The sequence below is a fragment of the Streptomyces sp. SID486 genome (assembly GCF_009865385.1).
Taxonomy (GTDB): domain Bacteria; phylum Actinomycetota; class Actinomycetes; order Streptomycetales; family Streptomycetaceae; genus Streptomyces.
Map to the genome: position 1 here is coordinate 1 of NZ_WWJT01000004.1, position 23444 is coordinate 23444.

At 72.7% G+C, this 23444-nt stretch carries 22 protein-coding genes; 5 read left to right on the plus strand and 17 right to left on the minus strand.

The features are described from left to right. Window positions 1–184 precede the first annotated feature (184 nt). The 3 genes from GT045_RS00390 to GT045_RS40390 all read right to left on the minus strand — a co-directional run bounded on the left by GT045_RS00390 (window position 185) and on the right by GT045_RS40390 (window position 2395). Window positions 185–934 (minus strand): anti-sigma factor, encoded by a 750-nt coding sequence (locus GT045_RS00390; RefSeq protein WP_161332918.1) that lies wholly within the window; start codon window positions 932–934, stop codon window positions 185–187. Then, window positions 931–1515, minus strand: a complete 585-nt coding sequence (locus GT045_RS00395; protein WP_161332932.1) for a sigma-70 family RNA polymerase sigma factor — start codon at window positions 1513–1515, stop codon at window positions 931–933. Before GT045_RS00395 ends, GT045_RS00390 begins: the two co-directional genes overlap by 4 nt. Window positions 1516–2272: 757 nt before the next feature. Then, window positions 2273–2395 (minus strand): hypothetical protein, encoded by a 123-nt coding sequence (locus GT045_RS40390; RefSeq protein WP_272926827.1) that lies wholly within the window; start codon window positions 2393–2395, stop codon window positions 2273–2275. Window positions 2396–2467: 72 nt separating this feature from the next. Between GT045_RS40390 and GT045_RS00400 the strand changes: the two genes are divergently transcribed. The 4 genes from GT045_RS00400 (at window position 2468) to GT045_RS00415 (ending at window position 6103) form a co-directional block, all read left to right on the plus strand. Further along, window positions 2468–3736, plus strand: a complete 1269-nt coding sequence (locus GT045_RS00400) for a SpoIIE family protein phosphatase (protein ID WP_161332919.1) — start codon at window positions 2468–2470, stop codon at window positions 3734–3736. Beyond that, window positions 3733–4128 (plus strand): STAS domain-containing protein, encoded by a 396-nt coding sequence (locus GT045_RS00405; protein WP_161332920.1) that lies wholly within the window; start codon window positions 3733–3735, stop codon window positions 4126–4128. The genes GT045_RS00400 and GT045_RS00405 overlap by 4 nt, the downstream gene beginning before the upstream one ends. 83 nt (window positions 4129–4211) lie before the next feature. Continuing rightward, window positions 4212–4745: a 2'-5' RNA ligase family protein gene (locus GT045_RS00410; protein WP_161292658.1), complete on the plus strand. Its 534-nt coding sequence runs from the start codon at window positions 4212–4214 to the stop codon at window positions 4743–4745. 407 nt (window positions 4746–5152) lie between these two features. Next, on the plus strand, window positions 5153–6103 hold the full coding sequence (locus GT045_RS00415) for an SDR family NAD(P)-dependent oxidoreductase (RefSeq protein ID WP_161332921.1): 951 nt from the start codon (window positions 5153–5155) through the stop codon (window positions 6101–6103). A gap of 22 nt (window positions 6104–6125) precedes the next feature. Here GT045_RS00415 and GT045_RS00420 read toward each other — a convergent pair whose 3' ends face one another. From GT045_RS00420 to GT045_RS00445, 6 genes are all read right to left on the minus strand, one after another. Then, entirely contained in the window at window positions 6126–7295 is a 1170-nt protein-coding gene (locus tag GT045_RS00420) for an MFS transporter (RefSeq protein ID WP_161332922.1), read from the minus strand. Further along, a complete protein-coding gene (locus GT045_RS00425) occupies window positions 7285–8535 on the minus strand; it encodes a hypothetical protein (protein ID WP_161332923.1) in 1251 nt (416 codons plus the stop codon). Before GT045_RS00425 ends, GT045_RS00420 begins: the two co-directional genes overlap by 11 nt. Then, window positions 8532–10874: a radical SAM protein gene (locus tag GT045_RS00430; RefSeq protein WP_161332924.1), complete on the minus strand. Its 2343-nt coding sequence runs from the start codon at window positions 10872–10874 to the stop codon at window positions 8532–8534. Before GT045_RS00430 ends, GT045_RS00425 begins: the two co-directional genes overlap by 4 nt. Window positions 10875–10951: 77 nt before the next feature. Then, window positions 10952–11107: a hypothetical protein gene (locus tag GT045_RS00435; protein ID WP_161292648.1), complete on the minus strand. Its 156-nt coding sequence runs from the start codon at window positions 11105–11107 to the stop codon at window positions 10952–10954. Next, complete coding sequence (locus GT045_RS00440; protein WP_161332925.1) at window positions 11104–11433, minus strand: PqqD family peptide modification chaperone; 330 nt, start codon at window positions 11431–11433, stop codon at window positions 11104–11106. Before GT045_RS00440 ends, GT045_RS00435 begins: the two co-directional genes overlap by 4 nt. Before the next feature lie 3 nt (window positions 11434–11436). After that, window positions 11437–12432: a radical SAM protein gene (locus GT045_RS00445; protein WP_161332926.1), complete on the minus strand. Its 996-nt coding sequence runs from the start codon at window positions 12430–12432 to the stop codon at window positions 11437–11439. Window positions 12433–12675: 243 nt separating this feature from the next. Between GT045_RS00445 and GT045_RS00450 the strand changes: the two genes are divergently transcribed. Next, window positions 12676–14226: a bifunctional GNAT family N-acetyltransferase/class I SAM-dependent methyltransferase gene (locus GT045_RS00450; RefSeq protein ID WP_161332927.1), complete on the plus strand. Its 1551-nt coding sequence runs from the start codon at window positions 12676–12678 to the stop codon at window positions 14224–14226. 108 nt (window positions 14227–14334) lie between these two features. On the opposite strand, the gene GT045_RS00455 is transcribed toward GT045_RS00450, so the two are convergent. From GT045_RS00455 to GT045_RS00490, 8 genes are all read right to left on the minus strand, one after another. Next, a complete protein-coding gene (locus GT045_RS00455; RefSeq protein WP_161332928.1) occupies window positions 14335–14997 on the minus strand; it encodes an NAD(P)H-dependent oxidoreductase in 663 nt (220 codons plus the stop codon). A gap of 295 nt (window positions 14998–15292) precedes the next feature. After that, window positions 15293–15790, minus strand: coding sequence for a cupin domain-containing protein (locus tag GT045_RS00460; protein ID WP_161286807.1), 498 nt, complete (start codon window positions 15788–15790; stop codon window positions 15293–15295). Between the two features lie 164 nt (window positions 15791–15954). Next, window positions 15955–16620 (minus strand): hypothetical protein, encoded by a 666-nt coding sequence (locus GT045_RS00465; RefSeq protein ID WP_161286806.1) that lies wholly within the window; start codon window positions 16618–16620, stop codon window positions 15955–15957. 228 nt (window positions 16621–16848) lie between these two features. Then, window positions 16849–18258, minus strand: a complete 1410-nt coding sequence (locus GT045_RS00470; protein ID WP_161332929.1) for a dihydroorotase family protein — start codon at window positions 18256–18258, stop codon at window positions 16849–16851. Then, window positions 18255–19316, minus strand: a complete 1062-nt coding sequence (locus GT045_RS00475) for a PrpF domain-containing protein (RefSeq protein WP_161332930.1) — start codon at window positions 19314–19316, stop codon at window positions 18255–18257. The genes GT045_RS00470 and GT045_RS00475 overlap by 4 nt, the downstream gene beginning before the upstream one ends. Next, complete coding sequence (asnB, locus tag GT045_RS00480) at window positions 19316–21130, minus strand: asparagine synthase (glutamine-hydrolyzing) (protein WP_237538231.1); 1815 nt, start codon at window positions 21128–21130, stop codon at window positions 19316–19318. The genes GT045_RS00475 and asnB overlap by 1 nt, the downstream gene beginning before the upstream one ends. A gap of 71 nt (window positions 21131–21201) precedes the next feature. Continuing rightward, entirely contained in the window at window positions 21202–21924 is a 723-nt protein-coding gene (locus tag GT045_RS00485; protein WP_161286803.1) for a nitroreductase family protein, read from the minus strand. After that, a complete protein-coding gene (locus tag GT045_RS00490; RefSeq protein WP_161332931.1) occupies window positions 21921–23186 on the minus strand; it encodes an MFS transporter in 1266 nt (421 codons plus the stop codon). Before GT045_RS00490 ends, GT045_RS00485 begins: the two co-directional genes overlap by 4 nt. Window positions 23187–23444: the final 258 nt, after the last annotated feature.

The following is a 23444-nucleotide window of genomic DNA, read 5'->3' on the forward strand; positions in this document are numbered from 1 at the left end:
GCCGCCCCGTCCCCGCCTGCGCTGTCCCGTCCCCGCCCGCGCCGCCCCGTCCGCGTGCGGCACCGCGCCGGGCATGCGCGGCGCGCTCCGGCGCCTTCTGTCCCCGGCCCACCGTGCCGGCACCGGTGGCCGCGTGGGGAGACCGTGCGACGGACGGTCCCGGACGGTCTCCCCACGCGTCCTCTCACGTCGGTACGCCGAGCAGGGCGACCGGCGTCGAGGTCGGCTGCTTCGAACCGCCCTCCGGTTCCACCGTGATCCCCACCCCGGAGGCGCCGTCGACGGCTCCCTGCATGAGCACGGCCTGGCTGCCGCGGGCGGGGTCCATCAGGCCGGCCGAGCGCATCTTCCCGCCGTCGGCGAACCACAGCTGGTACACCCTGCCCCGTGGTGGCCGCGCCATCTCGGACGCCACGAACACGGCCCGGTCCCGGCTCGCGGAGACCACCAGCGTGCCCGCCCCGCCGGCCACCCTCGCCGAACGCGACCTGGCATCGGGCGCGGCCAGCACACCGGCCAGGTCCTCTGCGTGCCGTTGAACCCGCGCGGCCTGGCTGCGTGCGTCCTGGGCTCGTTCGTACTGCCACACAGCGGTCCCGCCGAAAGCGGCCGCGGCGGCCACACTGGCGGCCAGCGCCCACCGGGCCGGGCCCCGCACCCGCCTGACGCCACCGCGCATCCGCTCCAGGGGCACGGCACCGGGCGGTACCTGGCGCACGGAGGCGACGCGCCGCAGGACCCGCTCCCGCATGTCGGGCCGCGTGTGCACCGTCGAGGCCAGGGCCAGGCGTCCGGCGGTCGCCGTGAACTCCGCGACCTCCCTCTCGCACGTGTCGCACGCGGCCAGGTGACGCTCGAAGGCGGCACGCTCGTCGTCGTGCAGCGCGTGGAGCGCGTAGGCGCCTGTCAGACCGTGCGGATCGGTCGTGGTCATGCGGTCACCCCCAGACAGTCGCGGAGTCGGATGAGCCCGTCGCGCAACCGGGTCTTGACCGTCCCGAGGGGCAGCGCGAGCGCTTCGGCGACCTCCCGGTAGGTCAGGCCCCGGTAGTACGCGAGTGTGACCGACTGTCTCTGCAGATCGGTCAGGGTGCGCAGACAGCGGCGCACCTGCTCCCGTTCCAGGCGGGTCTCGACCTGTTCGGTCACCTCGTCGTACGCCGGCTGATGCTCCAGCAGAGCGGCCCTGGTGTCACGGGCCGCCGCGGCCTCCACCGACCGGACCCGGTCCACCGCCCTGCGGTGGGCGAGGGTGAGGATCCAGTTGATGGCCGTGCCACGCTCGGGCCGATAGCGTGGGGCCGTGCGCCACACCTCGACCAGCACATCCTGCGCCACCTCCTCCGACTGCGCCTGGTCGCGCAGGACCGCGCGCGCGACGCCGAGGACGGAGCCGGCCACCGCGTCGTAGACGGCGGCGAACGCCTTCTGATCCCCCAGCGCCACCTCGTGCAGCAGCTGCTGCAGATCGGGCTGGGCTGAGGGCTTCCTGCCGATTCGTACTGGTTCCTTCACCATGGCACTCCCGTATGCATGACCGGCCCGAACTTCCCTGGGTGATCCGTGGCCCCGCGAACTGCGGATCGGTCGCGAAAACTGCGGCAGGAGGAAATCCGGACGACACGTCACCCTGCCGCGCCCACGATCCGGGGACGACGTCGGCTGCCGCGCGCTGCCCGGACCCGATGGGCGCTCGATCATCTGCTTCCCCCGTTCTCCTGCCGGTTGTAATCCGGTGCGGGTTCGGCGTCGGCTTGGTCGGCCGGGGGAGGGAATCAGGTTCCCCCGTTCGGCCGGTCCACCCGGGGCGTGATCTGCGGTGACGGCGACAGGCGAGGGCGGGCGTCAGCCGCGCGACAGCCGAGCAGGCTTGACGGAGCGCGAGGCCCGGGCGTTTCATTCGGGGCGAAGCGGCGGCCTCCGCTGCCACCGGCACTGAGAGTCCGCCGTCAGCCGCCTCTCCGGCGCCCTCGGTCCCTTCGTCCGGACCGAGGGAAGCGCCCGACCGCAGAGGACACGGGCCCGCTCGTCGGTCGGCCTTTCCGCGGGAGCGGCCGGCCGGTCGCCCGGAGCTAGCCGCCTTCCACGGCCCCGTTCGACAGGAGTGATCATCACGATTACCGGCGGCCTCGGCGGGACGCTTCTTCCGCTGCCGACCCCAGCGGGTGACGGCCCGGGACCACCCCGGAAGGGTCGTCACCGGCAGCTGGTAAGCGCGGTGAGGGGCGAGCAACGTCTGCGAGGATGGTCGTGTGAACGCGCCGAGCAGGAATCACGTGACGGTGTCCGGGCGGCCGGGCGCACAGGTGGTCACGCCGGCGCGGTTCAGCGCCGAGGACATCGAGGAACCGCCGGAACCCCAGAAGGCCACCAGGCCGATCCCGCCGAACGCCACCGGGCGCCGTCCGCGGCCGGCCGGCCCCCAGGAGTCCGCCGCAGCGGTCGCGGCGTCGGCCGGCGCCCGCCGATGACGGCCGGAACCGACGAGGGAGCGAACGGCGAAGGCCCGGACGCCGACGGAGGCCCCGTCGACGAGCGGGCCGCGTTCTCGGCGCTGCTCGAAGACAGCGCGGACGACCTCTACGAGCACGCGCCGTGCGGCTACGTCTCGACCCTCTTCGACGGGCGGATCGCGAAGATCAACACGACCCTGCTGGACTGGCTCGGCCTCCGCCGCGGCGATCTGGTGGGCCGCAAGACGTTCGCCGACCTGCTGACCGTCGGCGGCCGCCTGTACTACGAGACCCACTTCGCGCCGCTGCTGCGCATGCAGGGCGAGATCAGCGAGGTCGCCCTCGAACTCCAGGCCGCCGACGGCAGCCGGCTGCCGGTCCTGGTGACGTCCACCGTGAAGCTGGGCGAGGACGGACAGCCACTGCTGATCCGCGCCACCGTCTTCGACGCCCGCGACCGGCGTGCCTACGAGACCGAACTTCTTCGTGCGCGCCAGGAGTCGGACCGCGAACGCGACCGCCTCAAGCAGTTGAACGTCACGCTGCAGAAGACGCTCCTGCCGCCCGTGCTGGCGAACGTGCCCGGCCTGGACGTCGCCGCGCACTACCACATCGCCTCCACCGACGAGGTCGGCGGCGACTTCTACGACCTCTTCCCGCTGTCCGCCGGAACCTGGGGTTTCTTCCTGGGCGACGTGTGCGGCAAGGGGGCGGCCGCGGCGGCCGTCACGTCGCTGGCCCGCTACACGCTGCGTGCGGCCGCCGTCTACGACCCCGACCCGGCCGCGGTCCTCGCCAACCTCAACACCGTGCTGAACCACGAGTACAACGGCCACGACCCGCGTTTCTGCACCGTGGTCTTCGGCCTGCTCACCCCCGACGGCGACCACGGCGGCTTCCGGGTCACCCTCGCCGCCGGGGGCCACCCGCCGGCCCTCCACATGGGCGCGGACGGCCGGGCCGAGTACCTGCCGACCCCCGGCGGCCAGCTCATCGGCGTCCTGCCCGACGCCCGCATCGTCACCACCGGCGTCCGCCTCGATCCCGGCGACACCCTGCTCCTGCACACCGACGGACTCACCGAGGCCCACTTGGCCACCACGGACGGCCGCTACGGCGACGACGCTCTCCTGGAATTCGCACGCGAACTCGCGCCCACCACCGCACACGACACCGTGGCCGCGATCCGCGACCTGCTCGACACCTTCGGCACCGGCGTCGACGACGACACGGCCGTCCTGGCCCTCCACGTGCCCCGAACCACCCGTGAAGAGCAGACGTGACCCACGAACTGACCGCCCACACCCGCACCACCCCCGCCGGCCCCGTCCTCGAACTCGCCGGAGAACTGGACCACCACAGCGCACCCCGGATACGCGCACTGCTTCCCGCGCTCGTTCTGCGACCCGGGCAGCAGCTCGTGGTCGACCTCGACGGCCTCACGTTCTGCGACTCCAGCGGCATCACCGTCCTGATCGCCGCACGCAACCACGCCCTGGCAGCCGACGCGACCGTCGTCCTGGCCGCGGTACCCGAGAAGGTCAGCCGCCTCTTCCGCATCGTCGGCCTCGAACAGGTCTTCACCACCCACCCCACCGCGCAGGCAGCAGAAGCAGCCTGGACCCTACGAGCCACCACGGCCGGTGGGCACGCCCCGAACTCCGCCGGGCTCTGAGCCCGCACGTCGTGGGAGGTACACGGCGTCCTCTCCTCGCCACGGACCCCGACCGGCCTCCCGCTCACCGGTACGCTGCGTCGGTGCACACGGTAGAGCTCCTGCTGGACGAGGCGGCGGACTCAGCGGTCCGGGACGCCTGGCGAAGCCTCGCGGACGCGGGACTGCCCAGCCAGGCGCGCCACCGTTCACCGACCAACAGCCCCCATCTCACCCTGGCCGCCTGCCCGGAGTTGACCGCGCCGATCCGCTGGGAGCTCGCCGAGGTCGCCGCCGCCCTGCCGCTGCCGGTGCGGTTCACCGGCGTGGTCCGCTTCGAACGACCCACCTCGGTGCTGGCCTGGGCGCTGGACCTCGATCCCGCGCTGGCCCACCTGCACCGTCAGGTGTGGGAGGCGGTGGTCTCGGACAGTCCGCCCGAGACCCTCAACCCCTTCCACGAGCCAGGGCGCTGGAGCCCGCACATCACTCTCGGCCGGACCCGGCGAGCCGGTGCCTTCGCCGGCCGCCGGGTCCCCGAACTGCTGCCGGCGCCACCGCTGTCGGCCCGGCTCACCACCCTGCGCAGCTACGACACCGAGACCGGTGACCTCGAAGTGCTGGAGCACCGTCCCTGAGTCCGCTGCCCCCGCGCGCCGCGAACGGATGCCGTCACCGAGCACGCGGGGCGTCGGGTTCGACGACCACCCGGAAGCGTTCGGCGACGACGAGAGTGTCATCGCCGACGAGGGGGGAAGCCCCGGGAACTCGCTCACGCCATCGCTCCGGAAGAACTCTCCGTGGGCTGCGCCCGCCCCCACACCCGCACCGACCCGCTCCGGAACCCGGGGCGGCCGCCCGGCGGGACCGTTCGGCAACCCCGGCCGGGCCGCCCGGCGGGGCTGTCGGTGAGCCGGGCCGGCCTGTCCGGCGGGACTGTCGGTGATCCGTAGGCAATGTGTCGGTGGCCGTTGGCATCGTGCGTGTCCGGGCCGCTCCACGGGAGCGGCACCGCCGCCTTCCACAGCAAGGGAGCCCCACCGCCATGTCGTCCACGTCCTCCGTCCCGCCCTGGAACGTCCGCCGGCCCCCCGGTGCCGACGGCCGCGTCGTCCTGGTCACCGGCGGCAACGCCGGTATCGGGTACTTCGTGGCGGAGCAGTTGTCGGCGGCCGGGGTCACCGTCGTACTCGGCAGCCGGAATCCCGCCAAGGCCGAGGCCGCCACGGCCTCGATCCGCTCCCGTGTCCCCGGCGCCCGGGTGCGGGCCGTGCGGCTGGACCTCGCCGACCTGTCGTCACTCGAGACAGCGGTGGAATCGCTCGACCTGGAGCGTCTCGACGCCGTGGTCCACAACGCCGGGGTCGCGCTCGACGACCCGCCGCGCACGGAGACCGGGGACGGCCACGAGATCATGTTCGGCACCAACCACCTCGGGCACTTCGCCCTGACCGACCGGCTGATGCCGCTGCTGTCGGCCGCCCCGGCGGCCCGCGTCGTGACCATGGGCAGTTTCGCGGCCAAGTCCGAGCGGCTCGACCTGGACGACCTCCAGTCCCGCAAGGACTACCGGCCCAAGCGCACCTACGGACGCTCCAAGTTGGCACAGATGTACTTCGGCGTCGAACTCGACCGCCGGCTGCGCGCCGCCGGCAGTGCGGTGGCCAGCGTGGTGGTTCACCCCGGCGGCGCGCTGGACTCCCTCACTCCGTCCCGGCCACCGGTCCACGTGCGATCGGCCGGCGCACGGCTGGGAGCGGCACCTGCGGCCCTCCTCCTCCAAGGCAAGCACGCCGGTGCCCGGCCCGCGGTGCGGGCGGTGCTCGACCCGGCCGTGCGCGGCGGCCAGTTGTGGGGACCGCGCGTCTTCGGACTGCGCGGCGAGCCCCGGCTTGAGCCCTTGTGGGACCACCTCGCCGATCCCCGCGTCGCGGCGCGGTTGTGGGACGCGAGCCGCGAGCTGACCGGCGCCGGCTTCGGCGCCCTCGCCGGATAGTGCGGTGCCGGCGGGGGCGCGGTCAGGCGGACTCCGCCGTGCCGGCCCGCAGGGCGAGCGGGACGGTGGCGAGAGCCGCGGCGAGGGCGGCGGCGCCCCCGACGGTGTACGCCCAGGCGCTGGCGCCTTCGGCGAAGGGGGTCGTGACGAGGATGCCGCAGAGGACGGCGGTGTTGACCCCGGCGGTGAAGGTACCGAAGGCACGGGCGGCCTCCGCCGGGCCCGCCATCCGGTAGATGGCCGCGCGCAGGGTGGCGTTGAAGACGGCGTTGGCGGCACCGCCGACGACGAAGGTGGTCAGCAGGACGGTGACGGTGGGGGCGAGACCGCAGGCCAGGTAGACGGCGCCGATGACCGAACCGGAGAGGGCGAGGCGGACCACCGGCGGCGTCGCGGCGAGCCTGCCGGCCAGGGCGCTGCCCGCGAGGACGCCGACGGCCCACGCTGCGGTGGCCGACCCGAACACGGCGACGGCCGACCCGGGGACGTGCTCGCGGACCAGGAAGACGAACGCCACGTCCGTGCCCGCGGTGGCGGCGATCACCACGAACACCACACCCAGGGCCAGGAGCGAGCCACCGGTCAGTCCGCCGCGCTCGGGCCCGGCGTCGGTCCCGGTGTCGCCGGGGACCAGTTCCGCCGAGCGCACCGCGACGCCGTACACCGCCACGGCCAGGAAGGTCGCCGCGTCGGTGAGCAGGGCGCCGCGTACGCCCAGGGCCGCGAACAGGGCCGACCCCGCGAGCGGCCCCAGCACCATGGCCAGCGACGCGGCCGACTGACCGAGCCCGTACGCCTTCTCGGCGACGCCGGTGCCCGCGAGCACCGGCAGGGCCGCGTTCACCACGGTGACGCTGACGGTGTTCACCGCGGCCAGCAGGGCCACGCACGCGACGGTGCCCCCCGGCGGCAGGCCGGACGACAGCACGACGGCGACGGCGGCCTGGGCGACGGACGCCGCGGCCAGCACCGGCCCCGGCCGGCGCCCCGTCAGCGCTCGGCCCACGTGACGCCCCAGCAGTACGCCGGGCAGCAGCCCGGCGATCTGGAGGACCGCGACGACGTAGGCACCGGAGGCGGCCAGGTGGAAGGTGAGGGCGAAGACGGCGACCTCGTCGCCTCCGGCGGACACCAGCAGGACGGCGAAGAGCAGGGCCGCGCGCAGACGGGTACGAGAGGGGCTAGGGGGCATCCCTGTCCAGGACGTCGATCGCGCGCCATGTGCGCAGCCGGTAGAGGACGGCGTCGACGATATCAGCGAAGTCCCCTCCGGCTCCCGCCTGTTCACGCGCCAGGTCCGCCGGGGTGGCGACGTCCCCGCTGTTCAGCCGGTCGAGGACGGCGGGCAGCGCGGGGTGGTCGGGCAGGCGGGCGAGGTGGCCGTTGGCCGACACCAGCAGTCTGCCCTTCGACCGCTGGGAGACCACCGGGAAGCGGTGCAGCCGCACCGGCAGGTCGTGGTCGACCGGGGGGACGTCGAGCGGGTCGGGTACGTGGCCGAAGCCCCGGGCGCTGAGCTTGCGCAGCCACGTGGCCAGCAGGCGGTCGGCGACGTCGGCCCGGTCGATGCGGGCCAGGGAGCGGTCGAGCAGGTCGGCCAGCGCCTCGGGCAGCTCCGTGCCGTCCGGCCGTACGAGCTGGTCGTAAGGCTGGCGGGGGGTGCCGGCGAGCGACGCCGTCACGGCGTCGGTGACGGCGTCGACCGGGTCGCCGTCGAAGAACAGCGCGATGTTGAAGGTGGCGGACGCGGCGTCCGGGGAGGACCCTACGTGCCAGAACCGGGACGGGAAGTAGCCCATGTCGGTGGTGCTGGCGCGCAGTGCCTGCCCGGTGTGGCGCACGGCGGACCAGTCGGGGCGGTGCCGAGGCAGCCACTCGCCGGCGGAGGGCGGCCAGACGACGAGTTCCTTGGGCCCGGCGACGCCGAACATGAAGTTGGCGGCGTTGTCGCAGTGGATGCCGCCGCGTGTACCCACGTACCGGCCGAGGAAGATGTCGGTGTCCGCGTAGCCCGAGGGGAAACCGCCGAGGGCGCTCCACAGTCCCTCGGTGAACACCGCGGCCCGCTCCCACATCTCGAAGCTGGTCCGGTGCAGCCTGCTCAGTCCGATGCTCCACTCCGCGCCGCCGGTCTCGCCGTCCATACGGGCGAGGAATCCGGCGACGGACCCGTCCTCGGCGCGGGGCAGGTAGCGGGCTCTGCCGGTGCGCGGGCTGGTGCCGTCGACCGAGAGCCGCAGCAGCGGTCCTTCGCCGCGCTCGCCCGCGGCGGCGGCCGCGACGACGGCCCGGAAGAACCAGTCGCCGCCGAGGCCGAGGTCGACCGGGGACGGGCCGACGATGCCCGCCTCGCGTTCCCAGTAGCGCTCCAGGAAGGCGCGCCAGTACTGGAGACGGCGGGTGTCGTCGGTGGTGGTCCGAACCGTGGTCATGCGTCTTCTCGTCCCGTTTCCCGGCCGGATGCGGCTTCGGTCGTCACCGGGTCGTCCCCCAGGTACGCCTGGAGGAGTTCGACCCGGATCATGTCGGCCACCGCGTCCCGGTCGGCCGCGGCGGGTTGTCCGCCCCCGGCGTGGTCGAGCCACAGCAGGAAGGCGTGTACGTTGAGCGCGACTTCGCGTCCCGTCACCAGGCTGGTCAACCGCGCCCGGCCGGTGTCGGGGTCGACGGACCGGCGCCAGCCGGGCGTCGCCCGGACCCGCAGTCCGGGCATGTCACCGGCGGGCAGCGGGGTGGCGTGGCGCTGCGGATCCGCGAGGAACCCGAACGTCCAGAGCGTGCAGAGCACGTCCAGGACGTCGTCGTCCCACCTCCCGTCGTCCCCTCTGCCGGGACCGACGCCCTTGTCCAGGTCGGACAGGAGCCCGGTCCAGCGGCTGGGCAGCCGCAGGACGCTGTCGGCTCCGGCGGCGTACAGCCCGACCGTGCGCGTGTCGGACGACACCCGCCAGGTGACCCCGTCCGCCAGCCGCAGGAGGTCGCCGGGCGCCGGCGTGAACACGGCGGGTTCCGCGGTGGGGCGCCCGGGCGGCACTCCGGTGTCGAGGACGCAGCGCAGGAAGGCGTACTCCTCGGACTCGCCGATCAGCCCCCGGTGCTGCAACGGCGCGGTACGGCCGGTGTCGGGCAGGGCGTCGGCCTCGGCGGCCAGCACCGCGGCCGCGCTCCCGGTCAGCCCCGACGCGGCGATGTAGTCCACGCTCAGCGCCAGATCCTCGTCCGGGCCGGGATGCAGCACCGTGATGCCGAACTGCTCCGGGTGTTCACCGACCGGCGAGAGCAGGTCGAGGATGAACGGCCCGTTGACGCTGGTCGAGTACGGCAGGCCGAACTCCTCCGTGGAGCGGCGCAGGGTCCGTTCCACGAACGCGGCGGTACGGCGGGCCTCCTCGTCCGTCTCACCGGGGAAGCCGGTGATGCAGAACAGGTGCACGGGTACGCCCGCGCGCAGCAGGGCCTCGACACCGGGTTCGATGTGCTCGATCCGTGTGCCCTTGCGCATGAGGTCGAGGACCCGCTGGTTGTAGGACTCCAGGCCGAGGTCGAGTCTGCGGCAGCCGGACCGGTGCAGCGTGGCGGCCAGGTCGTCGTCCAGTCCGGCGGAGAAACGGGTCTCGCCGTACCAGTGCAGACCGGCGTCGCGGCGCACCAGCTCGGCGCCGACCTCGCGCAGCGTGCGCTGGGTCATGATCTCGTCGACGAACATGAACGACGTGGAGCCGTACCGCCGCGCCAGGTGCTGCATCTCGTCGACCACGGCGGTGGCGTCGCGGTGGCGGTAGCGGTTGCTGGCGAAGGGGATCGAGCAGAACGCGCAGTTCCAGGCGCAGCTGCGCGAGGCCAGCACCGGCAGGACGGGCCCTGGGGCCAGGTAGGAGTCGAGGTCGTAGTCGTCGAAGTCGGGGGCCGGCAGTGTGGCCAGGTCGACGTCGCGGGCGGGGGCGAAGTCCAGCCGCCCGTCCGGGGTGAGCGAGCTGCGGCCGGGGACCGGACGGGTGCCGCCCTCGAAAAGGTTCTCGCACAGCGCGACGATCGCGTCCTCGCCCTCGTACAGCACGAAGTCGTCGACCAGGTCGAAGAAGGGGTGCCGGCCGCGCCAGCGTCCGGCGATCCGGGTGATGTAGTTGCCGCCCATGACGATCCGCAGGTCCGGGCGGTGTTCGCGGACGAGCGCGGCCACCGTCATGGCGGGGATGAGCTGGGTGTCGGCCGACACCGAGACGCCCACCATGCCCAGCCCGGGGTCGGCGAGCCGGGGCGGGAGCAGGGTCTCGAACGCCCACCGGTAGGGATTGCGGTCCCGGTCACGGGTCGCGGCCAGCACCGACGCGCTCGACCGCTCGCTGTAGTGCTGGCGGTTGGACCGCAGGTCGCAGTGGAACCCGTCGAAGGCGGCGGAGTGGCACACGAGCGCGTTGCCGAGGGTGCGGGCCGCCCGGGCGAACGCGTCGTGATCGTGCAGGCCGGCGGGATCGTGTACGACGGCCCAGGCGGCCTCGACGCCGTCGCACACCGAGGGCAGCAGCAACCGGGCCTCGTCCACGGCCGCCGGATCCAGGCCCAGTCGGTCCGCCCGGTCGTAGCGTTCGCAGAGGCCGGCCACCGTCTCGGCCGTCAGCATCCACCGCAGGTGGACGGCGCCGAGGTCGAAGGCGGTGACCGGCCACCCGTGGTCGCGCAGCGCGGCGGTGAGCAGTGGCACCGCCAGGTGCGGCGCGTAGACGTTCCACAGCGGTGGGTTCACCAGCAGCGTGCGAGGACGACTTGCCATGGAACCTCCGCGTGCCTGGAGCGAAAGGGGACTACCGTGCCCGGCGGGGTCCTCGACCCCGGCGGGCACCCGTCAGCTCAGGACTCGTCCTCCAACGCGGACATGTCCTTGGGCTCGGGGAACAGCGCGTACTTGGAGGTCCGGACCTGGGGGTCCATCGTGGAGACCTCGGGACGCTCGTCGTCCTCGGCGGCGATCGCCTTGAGCTTTTCGATGTCGATGTGGTTGGTCATCGGTTCTTCACCTCCTTCCCTGCCGGGGGTTCTCCGGCGTCGGTGCTCGCGTGGACAAGGCTCTTTCGCTCCAGGTCTTCGATGCAGCCCTTGGTGGAGGCGAGGACGTCGTCGCGGTCGGGCATGATCTCCGCGATGGTCCCGGCGATCTCCGTGAGGGTGCGGCCGTCGCACAATTCCAGGACGAGCCAGGAATGGGAATTGAGCCAGTGCAGGGCGGGCTTGTCCGGTGTATAGGCCATCACGGCGTGCCAGGGTTCGAACGGCCGCAGCCGTAGCCGGGCATTCTGTCTGTACACGGTCCGCTCGGGGGATTCGGTGGTCACCGGTCACACCCCTGTCATGGTCGGCGGCGCGCCGAACGGGAGATCGACGATCCGGCGGGGGAGGCGGGTCAGGTCGGTGCCGTTGTTCATGTGGGTGCAGTACGGGTCCGGCGCGTCCCAGGCTCCGCCGAAGGCGTATGCCGTCGACCGGCAGCCGCCGGATCGGTTGCGGTCGTTCGCCGCGCATTCGGGACACGCCTCCACCGCGCTCGCGGCACGCACCTTTTTGTAGACCGGGTTGCGCCAGGTCTCCATGAACGAGGTTTCCCGGATATTGCCGTAGTTGGCGAAGTCGCGCAGGTACGGGCAGCCGATGCTGTTGCCGTAGGCGTCGACGGCCGCCATCTGCCAGCAGCAGTTGGGGTCGTTGGGGTGCCAGGACTGCATCAGCTGCACCCCGTCGGGCACCTGGATCGCCGCGAGGGCGGCCATCTGCCGGGGCAGCGGCACCGACAGCCGGGACCAGTTCCCGCGGGCCCGGCCCAGCGGGTAGAGCCTGAGGACCCCGAGCTTCTCTGCACCGGTGGCGGCCGTCAGGTCGGCCAGTTCCTGCAGCTGGTCGATGTTGTGGCTGGTCAGGATGGTGGTGATGAACGTGGTGACGTCGGCGTCGGCCAGGTGCCGGACCGCCTCGACCGCTCGGTCGAACGCGCCGGGCAGGCCGACGAGCGTGTCGTGGGTCGCCGGGTCACCGCCCTCGATGTCCACACACACGACTCCCACGCCGGCCGACTTGAGTCTGCGGGCCGTCTCGGCCGTCAGCAGGGTGCCGTTCGTCCGCACCATGGTAAAGGCGTTGGGTGTGGCGTATTCGACCATGTCGAGGAAGTCGTCGCGCAGGAAAGGCTCGCCCCCCTCGAAGAAGACGCTGATGACGTCGCGGTCGAACATCTCCTGCATCGACCGGGTGACCTCGTCGAAGCTGAGTTCGGTTTCGGCGGGGTCGTGCACGTCATAGGCCATGATGCTGTCGAGGTTGGTGCGTTTCGTGGGCTGCACCCAAAAGCTGAACGGCGCGGGCATTTGAATGACCATCGGATTGCTCCCGCGATTTCGGTCCGGTATCGGTCGGGTTCGAGTTCGGATTGCATTCGCGGCACGAGTAGCGGTAGGAAAGCCTACGTGTGCAGTTGGCAACTGGCAACGGTGCGCGATAAGTTGGCGGTTCGCTGTCTTGAAGTGCCGGATTTCGACCGAGGGAGAGCGGTGACACTGCGCGTAACGGTGCCGAATGATCGCCAATTGGTCGCTCTGACACCCGATGACGGGCCCGCGCTGCAGGATCTCCTGGAGAGATGCGACGACTACTCCCGGCTCAATTTCGGGATTCCGACCGGAGCCGCGGACGCGCAGAGCCAGTTCCTCGAGGGTCTCCAGCACGTGCCCGAACAACGCAAGCACCTCATGGGCTGTCATGTCGACGGCCGTCTGGTCGCCGCGGCCGATCTGCTGGAGGGTCACCCCGACGACCGGACGGCGGCCCTGGGCATGCTGCTGGTCGACCCGGAGTGGCGCGACCGCGGCCTCGGCACGGCCATCCTGCTGGGCCTGGGCTCGGCGCTGGCCGGACGGGGCGTACGGCGGCTGCGGGTGGACTGCCACGTCTCCGAGAACACCCGGGCGGTCCCGCTGCTGCGGCGGCTCGGGTTCGCCGAGTCCTCGCGCGAGGTGATCACCGTCGCCGCCGGCCAGACCCGGACCCGGGTGCTGTGGACGTCCGGCGTGCCGTTGCGCCCGCGAGCGGAGGAGCGCGCGGCCGTGGGCTCGGACTGTCCGCGGGCGGAGGAGCCGGTGGCCGTGGGCTCGGACTGTCCGCGGGCGGAGGAGCCGGTGGCCGTGGGCTCGGACTGCCCGCAGGCGGAGGAGCCGGCGGCCCTGGGATCGGACCGTCCGCAGGCGGAGGCGCCCGTGGCCGTGCGATCCGACTACAGCCGTGCCGGGGCGCCGGTGCCGCGGCCTCTCCCGCCGCTGGACCGGCTCTTCGGGCTGCCCGGCGTCAGCGCCGTGGCCGAGCCGTACTACTTCGACTCCCCGCTCTTCGACGACTACGAACGCGACGTGGAGCGCCGCACCGGCGAGACCGACTGGGACCTCGCCGGCCTGGCCTCGGCAGTGGGCGAAGGGGGCAGGGTCCTGGAGGTGGGCTGCGGGACGGGACGCGCCCTGGTCCACCTGGCCGCCACCACGCAAGCGTCCCTGCTGGTGGGCATCGACACCTCCGAGCCGGCCCTGGAGCGAGCCCGGGCGCGGGCCGCGGCCGCCGGGACCGGCCGGGTCGAGTTCGTGACGGGCGACTTCCTGGCCTACCGTCCGGAGTCCGCCTTCGACACCGTGCTGCTCGCCGACTGCACCCTCAACGGGTTCACCGAGGCGTCGGCCGTGTCCGGGCTGCTCACACACGCCCGTTCCCTGCTGGCTCCCGGCGGGCGCATCGCCGTGAGCGTCTTCGACGACGGCGCACCGGCCGCGATGTCCCATCTGGACGGCCGCATGGTCGTGGACTCGTTCGCCGACCGCGACGGCTTCCACCACATCGTCATCTGGTCCATGCGCTTCGACGCGGACACCGCGCTGCTGCACCGGACGGCGGCCGTGCCCCGCACCGCGCCGGCGCCGGGCGAGCCGGTGCGGTGCGTGGTCGCGGACATGAACGACCGCATCTGGACGCCGTCGACCCTCTCACCGCTGTTCGCGGCGGCGGGCCTCTCGGTCACCGCCGAGGAAGCGGCCACTTTGACCTCCGGCGCGGCCGACGGTTCCCCCATGACCACGCTCGTCCTCAGCCCGGTCTGACGGCGGGAGCACGACCGCACCACTTCGGCGACGTCCGCGATCCCCCTTCGTGCCGGGAACCATGTCCGGCAGGGCGGTGCTCCCGGGCGGCGGCGCGCCGGACGCGGGTCAGCCCTCGGTCCGGTGGGTGACCGGCGCGTCGGTGCGATCGCCGGGAAACTCGTACCAGCGGCGCTGCAGGCACACGAACTGGACGTCGGCGCTCACCAGCCGCATGAACCCGCAGATGGTCTCGGCGAGCCGGTCCTCGGAGCCGGGGTGGGCGAGTCGGCCGTCCTCGGTGAAACCCTCGTGCGCGCGGGGCAGGCTGAACATGTCGGGGTAGACCCGGGTCCCCAGGTGCTCCAGCGGGACCCGCAGCGCCCACAGGCCGCGGTTGCCGCCGATCATCGACGGGGAGGACGAGAGCAGCAGCGCGTGCTTGGTCTTGAACGGCTGCGGTCGTGCCCGGGAGACCCAGTCGACGGCGTTCTTCAGCAGCCCTGGAACGGAGGCGTTGTACTCCGGTGACGAGACCACGAACGCGTCGCAGCGTTTGATCCGCTCGCACAGGGCCAGGGCGCCGGACGGCAGCCCTTCGGCGTCCTCGGCGTCACCGTCGTACAGCGGCATGTCGAAATCCCGCATCCTGGCCAGGTCGACCTCGGCACCGGTTTCCGCGATCAGCTTCGACGCCAGCGAGGCGAGCCGGGCATTGGTGGACCCCGCGCGCAACGCGGCGCCGAACACCAGGATCCGGACAGGGCGCCCCGGTCGAGAGTCGGTGGTCATGCGGCGGTGGTCCCTTTCACCGAGCGGTTGCCCCCGTCGGCCAGTTTTCCCCAACCCGGTCCGCCGACCCGGACGACACGCTGCCCGCACGACATGCCGGCCGGACGCACGACGGCGCCCTGCCGGTGCCTGGTGACGCCCGGCCGGTGCCTGGTGACGCCCGGCCGGTGCCTGGTGACGCCCGGCGGGGTCGTCGCCGGTGCGCAGGGTGCCCCGTACGGCCTGGCGTGTCGGTCGGCGCGGGGAAGCCCGCCACGACGGGCCGTGGCGGGCTTCCACCCCTCCGGCTGCCCGTTCACCGCGCGGCGAGCGCCTCTCGCCACACGGCACTGTCGACGTAGTGGTTGTCGTAGCGCTCCGACGACTCCGCGATCTTCTTCGGGTCGGCTTCGCCGCGCATCACGCTGCCGAGGAGCCGCAGATAGTCGAAACGGCCCATGCCCGGCGTGAAGGTGAACAGGACGTCGGCCTCGCAACCGGGTGCCGCGGCGAACGCGTGCGGCGTATGCGGAGGGATGGCGAGGAAGTCGCCGGCGTCGAGGACGGTGATCTCCTCACCCACCAGTACCTGGAGGGAGCCGCTGATGACGAAGAAGAGTTCCGTGGCCTTGGTGTGGAAGTGCGCGGGCGCCCCGACCGCTCCTTCGGCGAAGGTGGAGCGGTACGCGGTGAAGCCTCCGCCCGGGCCGTCCGTGTCCGCCAGCAGCGTCATGACGCTGCTCGGGTCGGCGGACGTCTCGGCCTCCGCGGCACGGGTGAGCAGGGCGGCGTGCTTGGTGTCGTTGCTGGTCATGATGGTTTCTCCCTCGTGCTGTGATGTCCCGCCGTCGTTTGTGATCACTACTCTACGAAGGTGAAAGACCGGTGGGGGAGTGCAATCCAGCGCTGGAAAGACAGGTCAATTCGTCGGTCGGCGCGGGGCTGTGACGGTGTGCGCGGCGGAGGCCCGGACCCCCCTCACCGGTGCAGGGCCGGGGAGGCGACAGGCACATGTCGTGCGGCGCTGCGGTAGAGGGAGATCCCCAGGGCGAGCAGCCAGTAGCTGAGGACGGCGCCCATCAAGGCGGTGGTGCCCCAGCCGTTCGCCGCGTAGAAGTGCGCGGGGTCGTTGCCGAAGAACAGCGACGGTACGAAGGCCAGGTTGACCCCGGCCAGGGCGAACGCGGAGCGGCCGGTCCAGGGCGGCAGCAGCTCGGCACGGGAGATGCCGTACCCCACCGTGGCCAGGAACAGGGCGAGCATGAGGCGGCCGATCGACCCGTAGAGGATGTAGGTGCCGCTGACCGTGACGGTCGGGTCGATCGGATGGTCGGCGGCGATGACCGCGCCGGCTTCCAGCCCGCTGGAGACCAGGGTGACCGTCGCGTAGACCAGTCCGGTGGCGAAGGCCATCGTGCCCACCCATTCACAGGCGGGGCGCGCCCGCTTGACCAGTTCACGGAAGGCCGTCACGAACACGATCAGGCACGCCAGCGCGATGATGCCGATCAACAGCCTGGCCAGGACGTTCGCGTCCGGCGGCGGGCCGGAGTAGACGAAGTACAGGGGTACTTCGACCATGAAGGCGGCTGCGGTGGCGATACCGGCGAGACCCGTCAGCCGCCTGGCGGTGGTTTCGTTCACGATGTCCTCCTGGGCCCGCGTAGGGGGCTTCTCGCCGGCTCGTTGCCGACGAGAAGCATCCTGCCGAGCGCGGCGCTCCTCGGCGCTGGGCCTGGGCACCGTATGAGGGGTGGTCCCACCGACACCCGCACACGGGGCCGGCGCCGGCCCGGCTCCGTGTGCGGGTGGGCGAGTGCCTTGCCCCCGGCGAGCGGCGTGACCCGCGGAGAGGAACCGTGTGCCCGGTCGCTACCTCCCCTCCGGGTCCTGGGCCGTGGGCTGCCCGACCGCCGGTTCAGCCGGTGCGAGCCACATGCCGTCGGCCGGACCGAAGACCGGTGCTCCGGTGCGGTCGCTGTACACCACCTGTCCACGCCGGATGGTCGCCACGACGCGCCCGGTGAAGCTGCGGCCCTCGTACGCCGACCATCCGCACTTGCTCTGGACCAGCTGGGGCTCCATGAACCAAGGCGCCGAAGCGTCGAAGAGCACCAGGTCCGCGTCGAGTCCGGGCGCGATCCGGCCCTTGCGCCCGGAGAGGCCGAACAGGCGGGCCGGCTCGCGGGCGAGTACCCGCTGCACGATGGCGAGCAGCCGTTCGTCCGAGTCCGCGGGGTGGCGTCGACGCAGTCCGGTGAACAGGGCCGGCAGCAGTTCCTGGACGCCGGGCAGACCTGGTGGGGCGTCGGCCGCCGAGAGCAACTTGTCCCCGGCCTCGTGCGGCGCGTGGTCGCTGCCGACGGTGGCGGCCTCACCGCCGGCGACCGCGCGCCACAGCCGGTCCTGGTCCTTGCGGCCGCGGATGGCCGGACTGAGCCGGATCCGGGGGCCGAGGGCGCGGGTGTCGTCGTCGGTGAACGTCAGGTGGTGACCGGTGACCTCGAAGGTGACCGGAAGTCCCGCCGCCGCGGCGGCCGTGAGCAGGTCGGCCTCCTCCGCGGTGGAAACGTGCAGCACGTGCGCCGGGGTGCCGTGGCGGTGTACGAGTTCCACCAGCCGGGCGACGGCCACGATCGCGCCTGTCCGCGGCCGGTGCCGCTCGTAGTCCAGGGGCGCGGCGGGCGGTCCCTGCCACTGGTCCAGGAGCCGGAAGACGGCGTCGTCCTCGGCGTGGAAGAGTAGGCGGAGCTGCCGCTCGGCCGCCAGCTTGAAGAGCCGGTCGAGCAGTGCCGGGTCGCTGAGCACGTGCGGTGCGGTGTGATGACCGGTCAGGAACACCTTGACCGAGGTGGCCTCCTTCGGCGTGAACTCGGCCACGGCGTCGACGTGTTCGGGATCGACTCCCGCGTGGAAGCGGTAGTCCACCAGGCTGCTGCCCTTGATCAGCTCGTGGCGATCATAGGCGTCCTGTGGGGTGAACAGCGGGGGCTGGGTGTTGGGCATGTCGATGACGGTGGTCACACCGCCCGCGGCAGCGGCCCGCGAGCCCGTAGCCCACTCCTCCTTGTGCGTCAGGCCGGGCGTGCGGAAGTGCACGTGCGAGTCGATCAGTCCGGGCAGGACGAACATGCCCGCGGCGTCCACGACGCAGGCGGCGGGGGGAGCCGCACGGGGCGGATACAGGGCCGCGACGCGTTCACCCCGGACCGCCACGTCGGCGTGGCGCACGCCGTCCTCCAGCACTACGCGGCCACCGCGCACCAGCAGGTCGTACGTCATCGCTCCTCCTCCGCGGTGTGGCCGCCGACCAGCGCGGCGACGTGCTCCGGCCGTGCCGGGACACCGAGCTGCACGGCGCTCAGATACCGGACGCGTTTGCCCCGGATGCCCGCCCGCCACAGCGCACGGCCGCCCTCCGCCCGGACATCGAAGACGGCGGAGACGGAGGTGCTGCCGCCGGGTGTCGTGATGAGCAGCACCCGCCCGGGACCGGTCCGGCGCAGCAGGTCGTGGGGGACCGTCCCGGCCAGCCCCGCGGCCGCCGCCAGGCAGACCGCCCCGGTCAGTGCGATGGTCGGGTGCCACGAAGGGACGGAGACGGCACGCGCGGCGAGGCCGCCGGTCCCGTCCGGCAGCACGGCCGCGATCTTGGGGAACGCCCCCTCGGACGGCCAGCCGAGCAGGGCGGCGACGGACCGCCGGATCCGCGACATCGCCTCGAACAGCGGCTCCCCGGCCGTGAACAGTGCCGGCATGTCGTGCACGCCGAGGTCGGCGGCGTGCACGAACACGTACGGATTACCGGCCGAGACCACCGAGACACGGATCTGTCCACCAGCATGCGGGAGCGGCGACACCGGTGCGCCCAGGAGCAGCAGGCGGTCGGCCGGCAGCGGCGGCGAGTGCACGAAGTGGGCGTCCAGGACCCATTCCCCGGCTCGGGCGGCCTCCACCTGGCACAGCACCTGGTCCCCGTTGTTGAGTACGTCGACCAGCACGCGGGAGCCGGGACGCAGCGGCGGCACCAGACGCCACGCGGCCGCCGCGACCAGGGCCGCGAGGATCGAGTGTCCGCAGCTGCCGCGCAGTTCGATGCGCGGACCCGCGGACCGGCCGGGCAGCAGCTGGACGAAGCGGTATTCGATGCCGTGGCCGGGCCTCGCGGAGCGGCCGACGAGCGCAATCTTGGTCAGGGACCGCCACCGGCTGTGCGCCAGCCAGGCGCACACCGGTTCCAGCGCCGCGGCCAGCGGGCCGGGCTGCGCGGGAAACGCCTCGGCGGGCAGGACCAGGGTCGGGCTCGGGCTGCCTTCGGCGCGTACGATGTGGGCTTCCATCACGTACCCGCCCCGGTCGAGGGGCGCGGACCGGCCGACGTCGTGCCCAGGCCGTCGAGCTGGTCGAGCCAGCGCTGGTGCACGAGCAGGGACCACACGGCCAGGGAGGTCACGTCGTCCGGCCGCTCGGCCTGACGGTCCAGCAGCCGCCCGACGGCGGTGGCGTCCAGCCGTCCGTCCCGCTTCAGCTCAGCCGGGCTGAGCACTTCCCTGGCGTGTTCCATGAGAGGGGATCCCCCGGTCAGCATCGCCGTGACGGGCAGCGTGAACGGCTGTTTGGGACGGCGGAGCACGGACGAGGGCAGCAGGCCGCCGGCGGCGGCGTACAGGGCCCGCTTGCCGCGGCCGTCGCCGACCCGGGTGGTGTCGGGCAGGCGGGAGGCGAGTGCGGTGACACTCCGCTGGCAGTACGGCAGCCGGACCTCGACGGAGGAGGCCATGCTCAGGTGGTCCACCCGGCGCAGGTGGTAGGCGGGAAGCCGTTCGGTGAGCTCGAACTCGGTGATGAGGTCGAGCCGTCCGCGCCCGGGGGCATGCAGCAGGTCGCGCAGCCGGCCGTGTTCCGAGGGCACGCCCCGCAGCGCGGCACGGTAGTCGTCGGTGTAGAGGCGTTCCCTGAGCGGCAGGGGGGCGGCGGCCAGCGCGGTCACGTAGTCACGCGCCCAGTCGGGGCCCGCCGCCACGGCCTTGCGGATCCGGTCGTAGCCGCCGAACGCCTCGTCGGCGGCGTCGCCGGTGACCGCGACCTTGAAACCGGCCCGGTGGACGGCGCGGAACAGCACGAGTGTGCTCAGCGTGATGGGATCGGCGTTCGGCTGGCCCAGGTGCCGTACCGTCTCACCGAGCAGCGCCGGAAAGTCCCGCGGGTCCGCCTCGACCTGGTGGTGGACCGTGCCGTGACGGTCGGCGATCTCCCGCGCGAACGGCCGTTCGTCGAAGGGCCAAGTGCCGCGGTAGCCGATGGTGAACGTGTGCAACGGCCGCACCCGCTCCGCCAGCAGAGCGGTGACCAGGCCGGAGTCCAGGCCACCGCTGGTGATCGCGCAGAGCGGAGCGTCCGCCTCGGCGAGCTGCCCGGCGGCGGCCCTGAGCTCCCGCAGCACCGCGGCGCCGGCCTCCTCCAGCGAGTCCGGAGGGTGCGGGAGAGCGGTCGGTGAGGGCGGCGGAACGGCCGCGCGGCGGTGGACGCGCAGGCCGTCGCGCCGCGTGAAGACGGCGGTCGATGCCGGCGGCAGCACCATCACCCCCTCGATCATCGTCCGCTCACCGAACGGCGTCCTCGTGGTCAGGTAGACGTCGAGGCCGGCCTCCCAGGGGGTGCGCGGGACGCCCGGCAGAGCGAGCAGCGCGGGCAGCTCGGAGGAGAAGCAGAGCGCGTCGCCCCGCCGGTCGTAGTGGTAGTACAGCGGCTTCATCCCCGCGTGGTCCGTGGCCAGCAGCAGGCGTGGCTCGGCCCGCGTGTCGATCACGGCCACGGCGTACATGCCGTCCAGGTGGTCGGTGAACGAGTCCCCGTACAGGTGGTAGAGGGCCGGCAGCACGGAGCCGTCACAGCGGTCCGGGATCCGGTAGCCGTGGCGTTCCAGCCGCGTCCGCAGCTGACGGTGGTTGTAGAGCTCGCCGTTGTAGACGACCGTGATGGCGCCGTCGCCGTCGGGGTCGCCGAGGACGAAGGGCTGTCGGCCACCCTGCGGGTCGGTGATGGCGAGACGGTTGCTGCCCAGCGCCCACGCCGTCTCGCGCACGGCGGTCTGCTGGTCGGGGCCGCCGTGCCGCATGAGTTCGCCGGCGCCCCGCATCTGCTCCGCGGTCAACCGCGTCCCGAGACTTCCGTAGATCCGGCACATCCCTGGCTGCATCTCCTTTCGCTTCCGGGCAAGGTCGGTCAGCCGTCGGTGAACAGCCGGCGGGCGCGGCTGACGCCCTTCGCCACCTCCTGCCGCCAGGCATCGGCCTCCCGTGCGGTCACCGGCCCGCCGGGCTTGCGCAGTGTCCGGGTGTCGTAGCGCGCCGCGCGCTCGGCCCGGGCGCCGTCGTAGCGGTCCGCGTGCACGGACAGGTCCGCGTCGAGGCGCGGCCGGACGGCGGGCCGTTCGGCCGGCCAGCCCATGCACAGGGCGAACAGCACGTGGACCCCCTCGGGTATGCCGAGCAGTTCCCGGACGCGCGTCGGCTGGTTGCGCACGCCGCCGACCATCACCGTGCCCAGGCCGAGCGATTCGGCCGCCAGCGCGGCGCACATGCCGGCGAGGGACGCATCGACGACGCAGCTGAGCAGCAGGTCGTGCGGGGCGCCGCCGTCGGCGTCCGGGACGAGCCCGCAGTACCGGCCCACCCTGGCGACCTCCGCGCAGACCATGACCAGCACCGGGGCCTGCCGGATGTGCGGCTGGCCGCCGGCCACGTCGGCGAGTTCGGCGGCCAGCTTCCGGTCGCGGACGACGATGAAGCTGTACGGCTGGAAGTTGAAGGAGGTCGGGGCGCGCACCGCCGTACCCAGCGCCTGCGTGACCAGGGGCGCGGGGACTTCCTCGGCGGTGAAGGCGCGCACACTGGAGCGGGTGAGCAGCAGGTCGAGCACGTCCTGGGCCGTGGTCGTGAGCGTCACGGTGTTCCCTTTCCCAGCGGGCCGGTGGCGGCGGGGGCGGCTTCGGCGGCGTCCGGCGATGCCAGGGCCCGCTGGTAGAGGGCACCGGCCCCGCGGCCGCCCGTGAACCACCAGGCGGCGCCGACGACGACGGAGGCGACACCCGTCGTCAGACCGACGGCCCTGGTTCCGACGGCGGCGAGGATGCCGCCGAAGACAGCCAGCGAGAGACGGGAGACGCCGCCGTAGGTGGTGAGATGAAGGCTGGTGATCCGGCCCCGGAGCCGTTCTGGCACGGTGGACAGCAGGATGGTCGAGTCCAGCGCGATGATCACACCGCTCGCCGCCCGCATCCCGCCGAGCAGGACCGCGCCGAACAGCGCGTTTCCGGGCAGGAACATCGCGGCCCACGCGGCGCCCTGCACCCCGTAGGCGATCGCGTAGCCGGGCAGATGGCGTGGTGTGGACAGCCGGGCGGCAAGGGCCGAGCCGATGATGGTGGCGGCGCCGTCCACGACGTAGAAGACGGCGAGCGTCACGCTGCTGCCGTGCAGCTGGTAGGTGACGTACGCGGCGAGCAGCACGTTGTACGCGCCGCCGATGAAACCCCAGGCGATGCCGATCCAGATCACGGACCGTGCGAGCGGCAGGCCGCGCAGCACCGTGAAGCCCTCCAGGACGTCGGACCGCAGCGATGCCCTGCGGGCGCCGGCCCCGCTTCTCGCGCCCGGCCGCCGTACCAGCAACAGCGGTACCACGGCCGCCAGTTGCAACCCGGCCGCGGCGAGGATGGCGCCCCCGGCACTCCAGGCCGCGAGCGCGCCCCCGAGCGCAGCGCCGACGATCGTCATGGTGCCCGACACGGAACCGAGCGCCGCGTTGGCCGCCTGGCGCCCCTCGGGCGGCACGACCGAGTACAGCCACCGCTGGCGGGCGGGGCCCCAGACGGCGTTGGCCGCTCCCTGCAAGGCGTAGAGCAGGCTCGGCGCCCACAGCCCGGACTTCAGCAGCAGAGCCATGCCGCACAGGCTCAACGCCTGTACGACCATGGAGGTCAGGGCGAGGAGCCGTACGCCGCTGCGGTCCGCGAAGGCGCCGGCGAACGGCATCCACAGCAGCGCGGGCAGCGTACCGGTGAGCTGGACGGCGGCCAGTGCCGACGGGGAGGCGTGGCGCAGCACGTAGACGAAGAGCGCCACCTGCATGACCCAGGTGGCACCCGAGTTCAGGGCGCTGGCGGTCCAGAACGCGGTGACGGTGCGGCGTGCCGGGACGACGGGCATCAACGGGCAACTCCTAGGGGGCCCTTCCGGTCGGTGTCCCGCACCGGCCCCGGAGGGTGGGCACAGGACACCGACGGCTACTTTCTGCGGAGTTTCCGGCGACGGCCGAGGCCGCCGCCGGACGTCAGACCCCGCCGGTGACTACCGGGTGAAGTCGGGGTCGTCCTTCATGACGAGGGTTCCGGGGCCGAAGTCGGGGTCGTCCTTCATGACGAGGGTTCCGGGGCCGAAGTCGGGGTCGTCCTTCATGACGAGGGT

Coding starts and splice junctions, on each gene's coding strand:
- GT045_RS00430 (WP_161332924.1), bottom strand. CDS start 10,874: ATGGCAAGTCGTCCTCGCACGCTGCTGGTGAACCCACCGCTGTGGAAC.
- GT045_RS00390 (WP_161332918.1), bottom strand. CDS start 934: ATGACCACGACCGATCCGCACGGTCTGACAGGCGCCTACGCGCTCCAC.
- GT045_RS00400 (WP_161332919.1), top strand. CDS start 2,468: ATGACGGCCGGAACCGACGAGGGAGCGAACGGCGAAGGCCCGGACGCC.
- GT045_RS00460 (WP_161286807.1), bottom strand. CDS start 15,790: ATGACCAGCAACGACACCAAGCACGCCGCCCTGCTCACCCGTGCCGCG.
- GT045_RS00490 (WP_161332931.1), bottom strand. CDS start 23,186: ATGCCCGTCGTCCCGGCACGCCGCACCGTCACCGCGTTCTGGACCGCC.
- GT045_RS00420 (WP_161332922.1), bottom strand. CDS start 7,295: ATGCCCCCTAGCCCCTCTCGTACCCGTCTGCGCGCGGCCCTGCTCTTC.
- GT045_RS00425 (WP_161332923.1), bottom strand. CDS start 8,535: ATGACCACGGTTCGGACCACCACCGACGACACCCGCCGTCTCCAGTAC.
- GT045_RS00455 (WP_161332928.1), bottom strand. CDS start 14,997: ATGACCACCGACTCTCGACCGGGGCGCCCTGTCCGGATCCTGGTGTTC.
- GT045_RS00475 (WP_161332930.1), bottom strand. CDS start 19,316: ATGGAAGCCCACATCGTACGCGCCGAAGGCAGCCCGAGCCCGACCCTG.
- GT045_RS00415 (WP_161332921.1), top strand. CDS start 5,153: ATGTCGTCCACGTCCTCCGTCCCGCCCTGGAACGTCCGCCGGCCCCCC.
- GT045_RS00435 (WP_161292648.1), bottom strand. CDS start 11,107: ATGACCAACCACATCGACATCGAAAAGCTCAAGGCGATCGCCGCCGAG.
- GT045_RS00470 (WP_161332929.1), bottom strand. CDS start 18,258: ATGACGTACGACCTGCTGGTGCGCGGTGGCCGCGTAGTGCTGGAGGAC.